Here is a 15548-nt window from a genome sequence, read left to right as displayed (position 1 = left end):
TTCCGGTGGTATGTCCGGGATCGGTCCCGGTTATTGTTCAGGAGACCTGGACCGGGAAAAGCTCCGGTCCGGCATGTCTGATGTGTGAATTATTACTGCTCGAGTACCAGCTTGCTTTCAACGCGGCGGTTTGCCGGATCGTTGACATCCGCAACCTTCGGCCGGGATTCGCCGTAGGCAACAGTTTTCAGCCGGTCCCGGCTGACGCCGAGGTTGACCAGATACTGCGTAACCGCCTGCGCACGGTCTTCGGAAAGACGCTGGTTGTAGTTGGTCGAGCCAATTCCGTCGGTATGGCCTTCGATCACGAATGTGGCTTTGGCCAGGTCGGGATCATTGATGCCCTTGGCAAACTCACGAAGGTTGGCCTGTGCGGACGTGCTGAGCTTGGCCGAGGCATATTCGAACGAAACCAGCAGGTTGAAGGCAGCGTCGATGGCGTTGGTTTCCGGATCGACCACAAGGGTCTGTTCCGTTTCACCACCTTCGGTCTTTGCGCCGTCCTGGGAGACTGCGACCTGGCCGCCTTCCTCCGGTTTGGCGTTCGGATTACATTCGTCGCGAGTACCGATACATAGAGCTCGCGTTCCGCCAGCCGGCTTCAGTGAACGCGTTTTCAGTTGCTTGAAGTGCTTGCTGACTTCATCGGCCGAATAAGTGGCGTCCTGGGCAAATGCCGGAGCGGTTCCAAGTGCCGGCAAGGCAATGGCAAGAGAAACGGAAGCAGCCAGGAGAGCGCGGCGAAGGCCGGTCCGAGCGGCATTGTTCCGGTCGAGCGAAAATACAGTAGGGGTCACGATTTCAATCCTCCCTTGTGGAGTGTTCAAAAGCGATGTCGCTTTGGGCTTCGAAATGGATCGTGCCATATGGATAAGAATAATAGTGTGGCGAAAGTCACTAAAGTGCGATTTGATGTCAGTATGTCGTTTTATCGGCAATAAGCAAGAGGAGAGCTGTTGGGGTGACGTCGGTGAGCAGGGTTGGTATTTAAAAGCAGCAGGCGGTGTTTTTTAGCCGCACTTGGGGAAGGGGCAAGTGCCTCCTCCTTCACAAAAGAGTTTGAAGTTCAAAGTATTTGCATCAAGTGTGTTCTTGAGCACACTATTTTTGCCGGAAACGCCTTAGTGTCTGAAACGTGGTAGCCGCCAGGCTGCCTTTTTGCAGAAAACCGCGTTATTTCCGAGGAGATCTTTCGTGGCCGAAGGACAACTTAAACAAGCTAACCGAATGGCCGAGCTGACATCGGTCTTTGGCAAGGATGAGCTTTCCGTTGTCACCATCGAGTGCGACGAGGGGCTCAGCGAAGATTTTGAGATCAGGCTTGAGGTTCTGAGTCAGAAAGAGGATCTGAATTTCGACCAGGCCATAGCGACTTCCATGACGGTGAAGGTTGTCACCAACAATGGTGATACGCGGCATTTCGACGGTCTTCTGACCGATGCGAAATGGATGGGCTATCGCGATTCCTATTACATCTACAAATTGACGCTACGCCCGTGGTTCTGGCTGCTCACCAAGAATTCAAATTGTCGAATTTTCAAGGACATGTCCGCGCCTGACATCATTAAGCAAGTCCTGGGGGAGCATGACTTCGCCGATTTCCAGGATAAGCTGACTGAGGCCTATGATCCGATTCATTACTGCGTCCAGTACAGGGAATCGGATTACGATTTCTGCTGCCGGTTGATGGAAGAATTCGGAATTTCCTATTTCTTCGAGCACAAGGACGGCAAGCACGTCATGATTCTGGCGGACGCCAAATCGTCCTACAGCCCGATCGTGGGTGACAGCTCCATTCCCTACATTGCTCTTGGCGGCGACAGTCAAAGGAATACGGAGCATCTTTACCATTGGATTCCGACGCGCAAGTTTCGGACCGGCAAGTTTGCAGTCAATGATTATGATTTCGAGAAACCGAGTGCGCTGCTGGAAGCAGAGCGTGATGCAGGTACTCAATATCGAGCCGGGTCTCTGGAAAATTATGACTATCCGGGAAGGTACACCGAAAAAGACAAGGGCAGCACTTTCAGCAAGATTCGTATGGAAGCCGAACAGGCTGCGGACAAGCGAATTGAAGCAGCCGGCGAAGTGCCGCGGTTCTTTGCAGGAGGGCTGTTCGCGTTAGTCAAACATCCACACAGTCCGCAGAACGCGGAGCACCTGATCGTGCGTGCAAGCCATCGGATCATCACCGAGGCATATCGATCCGGTGGTGGTGGGGCCCAGGGAGAAGCCTATACCGGGACATATGACGTTCTGCCTGCCAGTATAACGTACCGCACACCGGCCATCACCCGCAAACCGCGAATACCAGGCCCGCAAACGGCAAAAGTCGTGGGGCAAGGCGAAATCGATGTGGACGAATACGGTCAGATCCTGGTCGCCTTTCACTGGGACCGCGACAAGACTGCGTCTCGGCGGGTTCGTGTGGCGCAAGTGTGGTCAGGCAAGAACTGGGGCGGCATCTATATCCCGCGTGTCGGCCAGGAAGTGATTGTTCAGTTCCTGGAAGGCGATCCGGATCAACCGATCATCGTCGGCACAGTCTACAATGCGGAAAACATGCCGCCTTATTCTCTGCCAGGCGAGAAAAACAAAGCCGGCATCAAGTCGGATTCAACGGTAGGCGGCGGCGGTTACAACGAGTTCGTGCTCGATGACACCAAAGGGAATGAGCTTGTTGGGGTTCATGCCCAAAAGGACATGGAGACCGTTATCGAGAATAACGAAATGCTGCATGTCAAAAACTGCCGCGAGACCCAGATCGACGTTGACCGAACGGAATCGGTTGGCCGAAACACGACCGAAGATATCGGCATGAACTGGAAGGTAACTGCCGGAACGAAGATCGAGTTTATCTGCGGCGCCAGCAAAATCACCATGACGCCTGCCTCGATCAAGATCGAGTCGGTGAAAATCGATATCGTGGCTTCGGGCATGCTCAACGCCAAGGGTACAATGACCAATGTGACAGGCAGTGCGTTGCTGAAACTCAAGGGCGGCCTTGTACTGATCAATTGATGCTGCGGTTCTTGAACGAATGCGGCCAAGAGAAAAAACGGAGTAGAGCAGATGGGATCACGTATCCGCTTTACAAAGGCTAGACAGGTATTTGAAACTTTTCCGGAGTTGTCGGAAACGGTAAGCGAACCGGCCACGGATATCGCTCCGGACGCCTATGCTCTGGAATTGCAGAAAAGCGAGGCACCGCTGTCGGCGATTGCCTATTTCGCTCATATCCTGCCGAAACGGGAATCGGTCTGGTGGGGCATGAATTGCGTTGCCGGTCTGGATCAGGCCAAGAACGAGGATGACCGGCAGGTTCTTAAACTCAGCGAGACCTGGGTCCGCGAGGGGGATGAAGATGCCCGTGTTGCGGTTCACGCTGCGGCTGAGGCCGCCAAGAAGGACAGCGCGTCCGTCTGGATCGGTCTTGCTGCAGGCTGGTCTGGCGGATCCCTTTCGCCCAGCCCCGAGCACCGGGTGGACATGCCTGACGACCTGACGGCCAAGGCCGTGAATACAGCTGTGTTGATTGCGCTTGGAACACTTGAGCCTGCCAAACGGGATGAGGCTCTGAAATCTTGCCTGTCTGCCGGGCTGTCCTTCGCCGGAGGTGGGATGATGCCCGCGGTGACTGTCGGCAGCTCTTCGTCAGCCTTTACCTAAGCGCAAAGAGGAAATGTGGGAATGCGCATAACGCTCCAGATTGAAAATGTTGACCGGTTGGAGACCGGCGGTCAGCTGTCCTACAGCTGTGCCGACCGAGGCTTCGACATTGGTCGGCACGAGCATCTGGACTGGAGTCTGCCCGATCCCCAGCGGGTGATTTCCGGCAAACATTGCGAAGTGCGCTTTGAAAGCGGGAATTTCGTTCTTTACGACTATTCGACAAACGGCACTTTCCTTAATGGCAGCCAGACCCGCATGGACAAGGCACATGTGCTGCGCTCCGGCGATCGGCTGATGATTGGCGATTACATCATTGTCGTATCGCTGGAAGCCGTATCCGGGCAGCCGGCCATGTCCGCAGCACCAGTCGCTCCCGCTGCTCCGCAGCCTTGGGACGCACCTCAAACCTCGTCTATGTCCGGTGGTGGCTCCTCCTGGCCTACGGGACCAGGATCGGCGGGCGCGGCTCCTGGTCATTACCCAATGGAAAATCAGGGTGGGCCCTGGGCTACACCGGGAGCGGGCATGGAAGGGCGACACGCTCCGCCTTCCTCCAATCCAGGCATAGGCACGCCGGCAGATGATGTCTGGAGCCAGCAAGGACACGGCTGGGGTACGGCGGATCCTTCGCTGTACGATCCGAATGCGCACATCGGCGAACGGGAAGCGCCTCGACCGGCCCAAGCAGACCCGCTGGATCATCTTGCCCAGCAACCGCATCTTCAATCTGCCGGAGCCGCACCCGCAGAGCCGCTTTTTGGATTTCCGGAACCTGTAGCTCAATCTCCGTTTCCGGCGCTGTCTGAAAACCCGGCGCAGGAAAGTGCTGAGCCGCTTTTCCAGATGCCGGATCTTCAACCAGAGGCACCAACCCAGCAACCGGCGGCCGAATCTGCTCCGCCACCTGCAGGAGAGCCCACAGCGTCGCCGTTTCCCGAAGCGCCTGTCTGGAGCGCGCCAGAGACAGAGGAAACACAGCCGGCAACGGTCCAGGAACCACAGCCTGAACAACCGGCTCCAGTGGAGCAAGCTGCACCTGCGGCCATGCCTGTTGTTGCCCCGCAAGAACCAGCGAAGGCAGACACAGCGGCGGTTGCAAAGGTTGATGTTGAGCCGGCTAATATTCCGGCGGCCAATGTTGATTTCATCAAGGCCTTCGCCGAAGGAGCCGGTATCCCGGCTGCAACGCTAGCCGGCCGCGATCCGGAAGAATTTGCCAGGGAAGTCGGGGCCATATTGCAAGGCATCACCGGCGACTTGATGGGTCTTTTGCAGGCACGCAGTCAGGTGAAAGCCATGACCCGGAACGCCAATCGCACGCTGATCATGCGTAGCGGGAACAATGCCCTGAAGTTTTCGCCGACACCGCAAATGGCATTGCAGACGATGCTGGCTCCAGGAGCGGAAGAAAACGGGTATTTGCCGATTTCAAAGGCCATGCAGGCTGCTTTCAAGGACATCCAGAAACATCATGTCTGGACCTATGCAGCCATGCAGAAAGCTGCAGGAAGATTTGAAGAAAAGCTTTCCCCCAAGGCGATCGAAGCAGAAGGCCAGGTCGCCAAGAGTACATTCGGTAACCAGAAGGCCAAGCTATGGGAGCGGATCGAGGAACGCTGGAGTTCCTTGTCCGGTTCGTACGACGATGGCGTGGTCGGGCTTTTCACGCAATACTTTACCGAAGGTTATGAAGAATTGAGCAGTGACGATCCGGAGCAGAGCTCCGGACTGATGAATTAAGACCTTTGCCAGTTTTAAGAGCGCGAAGGCGCGAAAGTGTTAAGGGAGCAGTACCTTTATGTCGTGGTATAGCAAGGTTGCATGGACCGAAGGCTTGTTTCTGCGGCCTCATCATCTCCAGCAGAGCGACCGGTACGCGGAGCATATGCTGGACGAACGGGTCCGTTTTGCCTCTCCCTATCCCTGGGGCTTTTCCGAGCTGGAAATAGATCAGGACGTAGGACAGCAATGCCGGTTCGCGCTTCGCTATGGCCGAGGCATATTCTCCGACGGAACGGTGTTCAACTTCCCGGCAGACGGCACACCGCCGCCTGCAATCGACGTTCCGGAGGACGCGGCAGGACAAATCGTCTGGCTGGGAATTCCCGAGACGACCGTCAATGCGGTGGAAGTCGCCAATGGCCGCGACGATGCCGCTACGAGATATATTCAGGGCAGGGAGACGATCATCGATTCCACCTCCACCATCCGCCAGGAGGAGGAGATCGATGTTGCGCATCCGCGCCTGCAGTATTCGATTCGCTCGACACCCCATCCCGGTCAGGTCTGCCTGCCGGTCGCCCGTATCACGGAAATCAAGGATCGCATTGTCATAACCGATGGTTCCTTTGCGCCGCCGGTACTTGCCTGTCATGTGCATCCGGTCGTCACCGGCTGGATTGACTCCGTCATTGGCTGGGTGGAGCGCAAACTGAGCGAACTGGCGCGTTACGCCGCCGATACGTCCGCCGGGGGCGGATTGCAGAATTTCGATTATCTGACGTTGCAGCTGCTCAACCGCACTTATCCTTTGCTGATGCACCTGCGCAAATCGGCTTATGTGCATCCGGAGCGGCTGTACATACTGTTCCTGCAGCTGGCGGGGGAGCTTGCAACGTTCGCAACGGAAGAGCGCCGAGCGCGCAACTATCCCGTTTATGACCACGACAAGCTGCATGATATCTTCAAGCCGGTCCTGGCCGACATACAGGCGTTCCTGTCGGCCGGCTACGACCGGCGTGCAATCCGCTTGCCTCTGGAACAGCTGGCGCCGAATGCGTTCAAGTCGACCATTGTCGATCGCAACCTGTTCTCGCAGGCGGGCTTTGTCATCGAAGTGGCTGCCCGCAGGCCTTTGACGGAGATTCAGAACGAGTTTCCAAGGCTCTTCAAGGTTGGCCCCTTCGGTCAGATGCGCCAGATCGTCTACTCCAACCTGCCGGGTATTCCGCTGATCCACATGCCGGTACCACCGGCACAGATCCGGGCTCTCACGGACCGTGTCTACTTCCGGCTGGACAAGACGACCCCGCTTTGGCGCGAATTTAGCCAGGACTCGGCGATCGGGCTGCAATTCTCCGGCAACTGGCCGGATCTGCAGCTTGAGTTCTATGCCGTCCGGGAGGGCCGCTGATGTCGGACAATGACGATCCCTTTGGCGTTTCCAAACGCAAGGGAAAGACAATTGTAATGCCCAATCCGGGCGGGCGATGGAGCGAAGGCCAGCCAGGACAACCCGGGCAGCCGCCTCAGCAACCTGCGCCGCCGCCACAACAGGTTCCCGGTCAGGCGCCTCCTGGACACGCAGCTCCGCCACCGCCACACAATCCGCCTTCCGGTGGCTCTGATCCGTGGCAAAGCGGGGGAGGCGGCGGAGGACGTGATCCTTACGCTCCAACGCCAGCCGGGTATGAGTATGGCCAACAGCAGGCACCAGATCTCAGAACTCCGCCAGGCGGTTACCAGGCACCGCAAGGCGCCGCGCCACAGCCGGCGGCCGCACCTGCACAAGGTGCCGGTAAACTGGCGCATATGCCGGACATCAACCAGATCCGCGTTGCCAATCGAAATCCGATTTCCCGTGCGGCTGCCCCGTTGCTTCTGCTTCTGGGCCGGCTTCACCTGACAATGACGGACGCCCAGTTCGACCAGTTGATGCGCGACGTCTACAGTGCCATCAAGACGTTCGAGAAAGAATTGCGGAGCGCCGGAATCACGGACGACCAGATCCGTTCGGCCGCCTATGCGCTCTGTGCGACATCAGACGATATCGTGCAGAACCTGCCGTCTGCCGGACGTCACCAATGGACGCAATATTCCATGCTGACCCAGTTCTTCGGTCAGGCAACCGGCGGTGTCGAGTTCTATCAGCTACTGGAGAAGGCAAAGCAGGATCCCGGTCGGAACTACGGTGTTCTGGAGGTCATGCATTCCTGTCTGTCACTCGGCTTTTACGGCAAGTACCGTGCGATCCAGGGTGGCCAGCAAGGCCTGGAGCGTGAACGACGCGACCTGCATGAAATTCTGCGTCGTGTTCGCCCGCGGCCTGGAGACGATCTCTCTCCCCATTGGCGTGGCTTGGAACTCCTGCAAAAGCGGGCAGGGTTCTCGGTACCGATCTGGTCGGTCGCGGCCGTTGCAGGCGCATTGCTTCTTGGGGGCTACGTCACCTTGATGCTTCTTCTGTCGAGCGGAAGCGAAGTTGTCGCTGGACGCGCAAGTGCGCTTTACCCGTCAGGCCCGATTGAACTGGCGCGCGAAGGCTATCAACCCAAACCGCCACCCGCGCCACCACCGCCGGAAGATGCGGCAATCGATACTGTCTCCGCACAGCTGGCAGGTATCGATGGCCTGGAAATTTCGCAGGCGGGACCGGCGATCATGTTGCGCATGCGCGCGCAGTTCGACGTCGCAGCTGCCACGCTGCGTCCTGAATTCCAGCTTCTTGTCGAGCAGGTCAGCCAGACCCTCGACCAGGTGGAAGGTGAAATTCTGGTCGTCGGCCATACGGACAGCGACCCGATCCGCAATAATCCGCGGTTCCCGACCAACTGGCACCTGTCCGTTGAAAGGGCAAAGGCAGTTGCCGCTGTCATGGAATCAGTCCTCCAAGCACCAGGGCGGGTGCAGGTGGAAGGACGTGGCGCCGACGAGCCGATCGCTCCCAATACAAGCAGGGAAGGCAAGGCGCTCAACAGACGTGTGGAAGTCTTCCTGAAACCACCGGCCAAAGGGCTGGTGATCAACAACTGATATCCGGGGCAACCGCAGAACAAGGCTGTATCTATGAAATTCTGGCTCGGAATAACGGCAATCGTCATCGGCATACTCGCCCTGATCGGTCTGATCTGGTTTGGCGGGCCGTTCCTGTCGATCGCCGGTGTGAGGCCCTTCGAACCTCTCTGGGTAAGGTTGTCGCTGGTTGCGCTTGTCCTTCTGACCGTTGGCGGCTGGACCGGCTACCGGATCTACAAGCGCGTCAAGGCCAACCGGGAACTCGAGAGTGAGATCCTGCAACCCAAGGCAAGTGATGCCGACTTGCAGATCATGTCGGAGCGCATGAAGGACGCTCTGAAGACGCTCAAGACGTCCAGCGGAAACGCGCGCACCTATCTTTACGACTTGCCCTGGTACCTGATGATCGGCCCTCCGGGCGCCGGCAAGACCACGGCTTTGATGCACTCCGGTTTGAAGTTTGCCGGTTCGCGCGCAAAGGGAGAGGCCCAGAAGCTGGAGGGCCTCGGCGGAACCCGGTATTGCGACTGGTGGTTTGCTGAAACGGCTGTGCTGATCGATACGGCAGGGCGTTACACCACGCAGGATTCCGACGAAGGGCATGACCGCGAAGCCTGGCACGGGTTCCTCAATATTCTGCGCAAGGCCCGTCCGCGTCAGCCAATTAACGGCGTTATGGTGTCGATCAGTCTTGAAGACCTGATGACGCTGTCTGACGATGAGTTGAAACAGCATTCCGATGCGATCCGCACGCGCTTGATCGAACTTTACAAGACCTTGAAAATCGATTTCCCGGTCTATGTGATCTTCACCAAGGCAGACACGGTTGCGGGCTTCATGGAGTTTTTCGGCTCCTATCCCGAAACCCGTCGCAACCTGGTCTGGGGAGCGACCTTCCAGACCCGCGAAAAAACCAAGAACATGGTGTCGGAAGCGCCCGCCGAGTTTGATCTTCTGGTGGAGCGTCTCAACGAGGAAATGGCGGACCGTCTTCAGGAAGAACCGGATCCGCGCGCCCGGCTGATGCTCTATGGCTTCCCGACACAGGTCGCTGCTCTGAAGGACCGTCTGACCGGTTTCCTCAATGCGATTTTCGAACCGAGCCGGTATTATCCGAATGCTGTTCTGCGCGGTTTCTATTTTACCTCCGGCACCCAAAAAGGCACGGCCATCGACAGGGTCATCGGCTCAATGAGCCAGGCCTTCGGGACAGCCTATCAGGCGGCCGCTCTATCCGGTCAGGGCAAGAGCTACTTCCTGCGTGATCTTCTTTCCAAGGTGATTATCGGAGAAGCCGGCTGGGTAACCCATAACCGGCAGGCCGTCAGAGTTGCGACCGCAACCCGCATTGCGGCTTACGCAGCCATTGCTCTCGTGACCTTGGGCCTCGGCAGCTTGTGGGGGATCAGTTATCTCAACAACAAGGCCTTGATTGACGAAACCGCCAAGGCTGTGGACACGGTGCGCGTAAACGGCGAAACCGTTCTGGCGGAGCGGGTCGTACGCGACGACAATCTGGCGGATACCGCCTACATCCTGTCGATGTTGCGGAGCTTGCCGGCCGGTTACGACAGCCGCGATACGCCAACGCCTGTCATGGAACAGTTCGGCCTCAGCCAGCGCGACCGTCTGGAAGCAGCTGGCGTGACGTCCTACAGAAGTGGTCTTGAAAGGTTGTTGCGACCGCGTTTGCTCTTGAGGATCGAAGAGCAGATGACCGAGGTGCTCGACAATCGCACCGGTCCGGGCGGACAGGACGTCGATACGCTCTACAATCTGGCAAAGCTGTACCGCATGGTGGCGGGGGATGCGCCGGAGATCGACAAGGAGCAGATCAAGAATTCGTTCCGTGCCGACTTCCTGCAAAGCTTCCCTGGACCTCAGGGCGAGATCTTGCGCAACGAGCTCAACAACCACGTTGCTGCGATGCTCGATCTCGATTTCGGTGGCAATGTCCTGACCGATCAGTTGGACGGCATTCTGGTTGCCGAGGTCCAGCGAGAGCTCGGACGTGTCAGCCTCGCTGAGCGTGGGTATGCACTTCTCAAGTCTCGTGCCAAGGGTCTTGCCAGCGAAGACTGGATTGCAGAACAACGTGGCGGCTCCGACATGGAGGCCGTTTTCGAAACGGAGAATGGCGACACGTTGGACACGGTCGCGGTCGACAAGTTTTTCACCTATCCGGGCTTCCACCTTTCCGTTCTGCCGAACCTTGCCGGCATTCGTGAAGAACTGGAACGGGACAAGTGGGTGTTTGGGGATGTCGGCGAAGCCGATGCCTTTTCCGATCAATATCAGTCGCTTCCCGGCGAGATCCTGGCGCTTTACACCAAGGATTTCATCGAGGCCTGGGAAGAGGCGCTCGGCAACTTGAAATTCAAGTCGATGCGCAACGACAAGCCGCTTTACACGACGCTTCAGGCCGTCTCGGCACCAACATCACCCGTCGTGCAGCTTCTTGAGAGCATTCGGCGCGAAACCCTGCTCACCCAGGATCTGTCGAGTGAAGGCCTTGCCGGAAACCTGACAGGCGGCAACGCGCAAGATGCCGGCACTGACGCTGCACAGAAGATCTTCCAGCGCTACGTGCTGGATTCGTCCGGTGGATTGAAACGTATCGGCCTTGAAGCCGGACTTCAGGCAATCGCGCCGGGAGGTTTGTCGAATGCGCTTGGAACTGCCGCTGGTGGCGGAGGTCCAACCATCATTCCAGGCAAGGCGATCGAAGATCACTTCCGTCCTTACCATGTACTGGTTGAAGGCGAGAACAGTCGCAAGATCGATGCCTTGCTGCTGAACTTCAAGAACATCCTCGACAATCTTCTGATCGTGGCCAACAACCCGCTGCAGAGCGAAACTGCAAATTCCAACGTGCAAATTCAGGCGTCTCTGCTGAGAAGCAACGCGACGCGTTTCCCGCCGCCTTTCGATAAACTGATTATCCAGGCTGCGAAAGAATTTGACGAGGAGTTCAAGGAAACCTCGATCACTCAGCTGAATGAGAAGCTGAGCACCCAGGTTGTTGGTGAATGCCGCAGGATCGTCGCCCGGAACTACCCGTTTGAAAACGGTCGCTCCGAAGTGCCGATGACGGAATTTGCCAAACTGTTCGCACCGACGGGAATCATGCAGCGGTTTTTCGATGAAAACCTGAAGCCGCTAGTCGATACCTCGACGCGCCCCTGGAACTGGAAGCCTGAAGTGTCTCAGGCGGACCGTCTGTCGAACGCAACGCTTCGGCAGTTCGAACGTGCAGACCTGATTAAGCAGGCCTTCTTCCCGACAGGAAACGCGTTTCCGTCCGTCGGACTTCAGGTGGTTCCGCGTGCCCTGTCTCAGCAGGCTGACGCGGCCAGCCTGGAAGTGAACGGCAATCTCGTACTGGTGACGCGTGGTCCCGGCTTCAACGCAGAAATCGAACCGTTGCCGGCCAATTTTGATTGGCCCAGCAACACGGCTACCCCGCGCGTTGTACTGGTGATTCAGCCGGAAGTGCCTGGCTACAGATCTCGTCGTGAAATCCATGGAGATTGGGCCTTCTATCGCTTCGTTCGCGATAACAGGGTCAGTTCCGGACAGAACAAGTTCGTCGTGCGCGAAACGCTTGGCGGCAGACAGGTTGCCTTCACGGTGACGCTTAGAACGAATCCGAACCCGTTCTTCCTGTCTGCAGTCGGCGATTTCAGTTGCCCTACGAGCTTCTAGAATGGGAACCGGTTATTTCGGCAAACTGCCGGCACGAGCGGATTTTGTCATCGGGCAATGCCCTGCCGGCTTTCTGAAAAGCTGGGAGGCCTTCCTGATGACCGGACTGGCTCAATCCCGTCTGGATCTGGGCGCGGGGTGGGAGGAAGCCTTCATGACAATGCCGGTGTGGCGATTCTGGCTATTGCACACTTCAGAGGGCGACGAACCTGTTCAGGCCGTCGCCGGTGCTTTCATGCCAAATGTCGACAAGGTCGGCCGGACCTTTCCATTGTCACTTGTCTGCGACATCCGACTGGAAACGCAGAATGGTCGGCCGGAAGAGACCTGGTACGACCGTGCCGAGATAATCTTGCGCGACACCTTGCAGGAAGATGCCAGCCTGGAAGACTTCCAAAAGGCTGTTGCAGGTCTGGAAACGCCACTTGCGGTGGAGGCAAGCGGCAAGACGGGCAGGGATGCCGAATTACCGACGATGCCAGGAACGGATGTTCTGTCATCCGAATTCTGGTGCCGTGCAGGAGAAGTGGGTTTTGAGTTTTCGTGTGCAGGCCTGCCGGACGCAAGCGCCTTTCGATGGCTGCTTCTCCCGGAATCCTACGCCGATACGGAAGCTCGACAGGACGTGGCAGGGAATAGTCATGGGCGATTTCATCCGGAGGATCATCGAACATGATCGAACAAATGGAAGCCTCTATGCGTGGCTTTGCGATTGGACTGACCCATGTTGGCCGGGTTCGGCAGCACAATGAGGACACGTTCTACGTTGACGAGGGCAAGGGCGTTTTCGCAGTGATGGACGGAGCGGGAGGCATGCATGACGGTGCGATGGCGTCCAGTCTCGTGCGTGAGGCCCTTGCCAGTATCGCTCAACCGCGCAGCGCGGAAGACCTTCTGGAGCAGTTCGAAAGCAGGTTGATTACCGCAAAGGACCGGATCGAACAGGCCGCAGCCAAGGCGAACGGTGCCGCCATGGGCACAACGATCGCCGCGCTTCTGATTTCCGGATCAAACTTTGCGTGCCTTTGGGCAGGCGACAGCCGTGTCTACCGTCTGCGCAATGGCCGTCTTGAACAATTGACGACAGATCATACCGAGGCGCAGGAACTGGTGGACCAGAACGTGCTGACGCCTGAAGAAGCAAGGACGTTCGCCCGCAGGCATGTCATCACCAGGGCGATCGGATCCGGGATCGAGCTTGAACTTGAACTGGTTTCCGGAAATCTGCGTCAGGGCGATCGGTTTCTTCTGTGTTCGGATGGCTTGACCGGACATCTGGACGATAGTGTGATTGGTACTTTCCTGATGAACGGCGCGCCGAAGCCGACGGCACAATGTCTTATCAATGGAGCGCTCGAAGAGGGCGGCTCGGATAACGTGACTGTCGTGATTGTCGATATCGATGCAATGTCTGCGCGCGAAGGAGTTCGCAACTGATGAACGTTGGTGCCCACCTGCTGCCTGCCGGAACCCGGCTCAACAATCTCTATGAGATTGAAGAACATATTGCCGACGGCGGTATCGGGACGGTTTACAAGGCAAGGGACGTGGAAAGCGGGGATCCGGTTGCCGTCAAGGTCCTTCTCGCGACCTTCTCGCGCGACCCGATGATCCTGGATCTGTTCAAGCGGGAAGCAAAGATCCTTCGCAAACTCAAACACGACGCACTAACCCAGTACTACGTGTTCGCGAAGGAGCCTACGCTCGGGATTTATTACCTGGCGATGGAGTTCGTCAGTGGCCCGTCATTGAGCACGCGCCTTGAATCCGGTCCGCTTGAGCCGGAGGCGGTGGCACGGTTGATCAAGCGTCTGGCTGAAGCCCTGCAGGCGGTCCACGATCGGGAAGTGATCCACCGGGATCTTTCGCCGGACAACGTCATTCTCCAGAACGGCGATGTCGCGCAGGCCAAAATCATCGATTTTGGTATTTCGCGGGCAAACACAGGCGGGCCGACCATTATCGGTGACGGCTTTGCAGGCAAGGTCAATTATGTTTCGCCAGAACAGGTCGGCATTTTCGATGCCAAGGTGACGGCGCGCAGCGACATCTATTCGCTTGGCCTGGTCATTGCGGAAGCCCTGACCGGCAAACAGATCGACATGGGCGGCACGCAGGTGCAGATCGTCGACAAACGACGGCAGACGCCTCCCTTGGAAGGTATCGACAATCGTTTCCGTCCGTTGCTGGAGGCCATGTTACAGCCCGACCCGGCAAACCGTCCGGCCAGCATGAAGGAGATTGCGGACTGGACGCTAGGTGCTCCGATGGGGCGGCAGGACCAGGACCGCACGATCATTCGGCCATCTTCTGCGCCACCGCCGGAACAATCCGCACTGGATCAACCGCCGCCTCAGGCAAACTGGGGCAAGCGCATTCTGGTCGCCTTGTCGCTGCTCGGTTTCGCCGGTGTCGGTGCCGGGGGTGTCTATTTCCTGGTCGGTCAATCCGTGCCCGAGCAGGACCAGAAACCTGTGCTTGTGGCACCGCCACGACCGAATGCGCCGGACGCACCGTCGCAGCAGACGAATGTGACACAACAAACGCAGACGCCAACGACCCAGCAACCGGCAACGCAGCAACCAGTGTCCCAGCAGCCAACTGAAACGCAAACAACTGCACTTCAGTCGCCTTCAACACAAACGCCGGAAACGCAGGCGCCGACGACGCCGGACAACACCGTGCCGACAATTCCGACTACGCCTCCAGAGGAGACCGTCGACACGAAACCGGAACCGACCGAAACCGTTACCCGGCCACCGGTGGCAACCGATCCGCAAGAGACGCCTGAAAACGTGACCCCCGAAGACCGGATCCGGAACTTCGTGAGCAGTTACCAGGCGGGCGATTGCATGTATTTGCAGCCAATAGAGATCGCGAGCCGTTCCGCAGAGATCGAAGGATTTGCTTCCAGGACGCCGCCATTCATCAGTTTCGACAGCGACTTCACCCAGTCTCAGGGGTTTGAAGCGAAGATCCAGGTCAACCTTGTGAGCGATGCGCAATGTCCGGCGATAGCTTTTCTGAGAGGAACACCACAGGGAAACGCCAAGACCGAATTGCGTCTCGACATGCAGCGGACGGTCGTGCCGAACGGCAGCAACATGGCTGGCCGAATTTCCGGTTATGAACCATCAACGGGTGGGCTCGGGCTTATATTCGTCAACAGCAAGGGGGAGACGGTCAATCTGTCCCCATATCTGCAGACGGACGACCGGGGTGCCGGTTTCGTTGTGCCGCTGACCTTGAAAACGTCTACTGAAGAAACCGGCCTGATCATTGCCATGGTGGGCCCGGACATAACCAAGACGCTTTCTGAGCGCCGCGAAAACGATCCGGAAGACTATTTCGAAAAGCTGATGCAGGATGGTCCGGTCTTGCGGGCAACGGCAACCACGGTCAAAGTGGTGCCCTGACCGGGAAGAGACCTGGCGCAG

Annotated in this window: 10 protein-coding genes; 9 read left to right on the top strand and 1 reads right to left on the bottom strand. The window is 57.6% G+C overall.

Annotation, left to right across the window (positions count from 1 at the left end; translation table 11 throughout):
* Positions 1-92: 92 nt before the first annotated feature.
* Complete coding sequence (locus HCG46_RS17640; protein ID WP_168686947.1) at positions 93-797, bottom strand: OmpA family protein; 705 nt, start codon at positions 795-797, stop codon at positions 93-95.
* A 397-nt stretch (positions 798-1194) separates the two neighbouring features.
* Here HCG46_RS17640 and tssI point away from each other — a divergent pair, with 397 nt between their 5' ends.
* Genes tssI through HCG46_RS17595 form a run of 9 tightly spaced genes read left to right on the top strand, consistent with a single transcriptional unit; the run spans position 1195 to position 15527 of the window.
* The gene (gene tssI, locus HCG46_RS17635) at positions 1195-3021 is read left to right on the top strand and encodes a type VI secretion system tip protein TssI/VgrG (protein WP_168686946.1); all 1827 of its coding nucleotides are present in this window, start codon (positions 1195-1197) and stop codon (positions 3019-3021) included.
* Between the two features lie 51 nt (positions 3022-3072).
* Positions 3073-3669, top strand: a complete 597-nt coding sequence (locus HCG46_RS17630) for a hypothetical protein (RefSeq protein WP_145903418.1) — start codon at positions 3073-3075, stop codon at positions 3667-3669.
* Between the two features lie 21 nt (positions 3670-3690).
* A complete protein-coding gene (gene tagH, locus HCG46_RS17625) occupies positions 3691-5412 on the top strand; it encodes a type VI secretion system-associated FHA domain protein TagH (protein WP_168686945.1) in 1722 nt (573 codons plus the stop codon).
* 58 nt (positions 5413-5470) lie between these two features.
* Entirely contained in the window at positions 5471-6805 is a 1335-nt protein-coding gene (gene tssK / locus HCG46_RS17620) for a type VI secretion system baseplate subunit TssK (protein WP_055654006.1), read from the top strand.
* Positions 6805-8424 carry a type IVB secretion system protein IcmH/DotU gene (gene icmH, locus HCG46_RS17615; protein WP_168686944.1) on the top strand — a complete coding sequence of 540 codons (1620 nt, stop codon included), beginning with the start codon at positions 6805-6807 and terminating at the stop codon, positions 8422-8424. Before tssK ends, icmH begins: the two co-directional genes overlap by 1 nt.
* 33 nt (positions 8425-8457) lie before the next feature.
* On the top strand, positions 8458-12111 hold the full coding sequence (gene tssM / locus HCG46_RS17610; protein WP_168686943.1) for a type VI secretion system membrane subunit TssM: 3654 nt from the start codon (positions 8458-8460) through the stop codon (positions 12109-12111).
* 1 nt (position 12112) lies between these two features.
* Positions 12113-12787 (top strand): type VI secretion system-associated protein TagF, encoded by a 675-nt coding sequence (gene tagF / locus HCG46_RS17605; RefSeq protein WP_168686942.1) that lies wholly within the window; start codon positions 12113-12115, stop codon positions 12785-12787.
* Positions 12784-13548 carry a PP2C family serine/threonine-protein phosphatase gene (locus tag HCG46_RS17600; RefSeq protein WP_022999356.1) on the top strand — a complete coding sequence of 255 codons (765 nt, stop codon included), beginning with the start codon at positions 12784-12786 and terminating at the stop codon, positions 13546-13548. Before tagF ends, HCG46_RS17600 begins: the two co-directional genes overlap by 4 nt.
* Complete coding sequence (locus HCG46_RS17595) at positions 13548-15527, top strand: serine/threonine-protein kinase (protein WP_077292978.1); 1980 nt, start codon at positions 13548-13550, stop codon at positions 15525-15527. The genes HCG46_RS17600 and HCG46_RS17595 overlap by 1 nt, the downstream gene beginning before the upstream one ends.
* The last annotated feature ends 21 nt before the right edge of the window (positions 15528-15548 follow it).

Source organism: Labrenzia sp. PO1 (genome assembly GCF_012273635.1).
Lineage (GTDB): Bacteria > Pseudomonadota > Alphaproteobacteria > Rhizobiales > Stappiaceae > Roseibium > Roseibium algicola.
This window is presented reverse-complemented; position numbering and strand designations above follow the sequence as displayed.

What these genes read in the sequence shown, in the direction of transcription:
- HCG46_RS17630 (WP_145903418.1), top strand. Translation starts at nt 3,073, where the DNA reads ATGGGATCACGTATCCGCTTTACAAAGGCTAGACAGGTATTTGAAACT.
- tagH (WP_168686945.1), top strand. Translation starts at nt 3,691, where the DNA reads ATGCGCATAACGCTCCAGATTGAAAATGTTGACCGGTTGGAGACCGGC.
- tssK (WP_055654006.1), top strand. Translation starts at nt 5,471, where the DNA reads ATGTCGTGGTATAGCAAGGTTGCATGGACCGAAGGCTTGTTTCTGCGG.
- icmH (WP_168686944.1), top strand. Translation starts at nt 6,805, where the DNA reads ATGTCGGACAATGACGATCCCTTTGGCGTTTCCAAACGCAAGGGAAAG.
- tssM (WP_168686943.1), top strand. Translation starts at nt 8,458, where the DNA reads ATGAAATTCTGGCTCGGAATAACGGCAATCGTCATCGGCATACTCGCC.
- tagF (WP_168686942.1), top strand. Translation starts at nt 12,113, where the DNA reads ATGGGAACCGGTTATTTCGGCAAACTGCCGGCACGAGCGGATTTTGTC.
- HCG46_RS17600 (WP_022999356.1), top strand. Translation starts at nt 12,784, where the DNA reads ATGATCGAACAAATGGAAGCCTCTATGCGTGGCTTTGCGATTGGACTG.
- HCG46_RS17595 (WP_077292978.1), top strand. Translation starts at nt 13,548, where the DNA reads ATGAACGTTGGTGCCCACCTGCTGCCTGCCGGAACCCGGCTCAACAAT.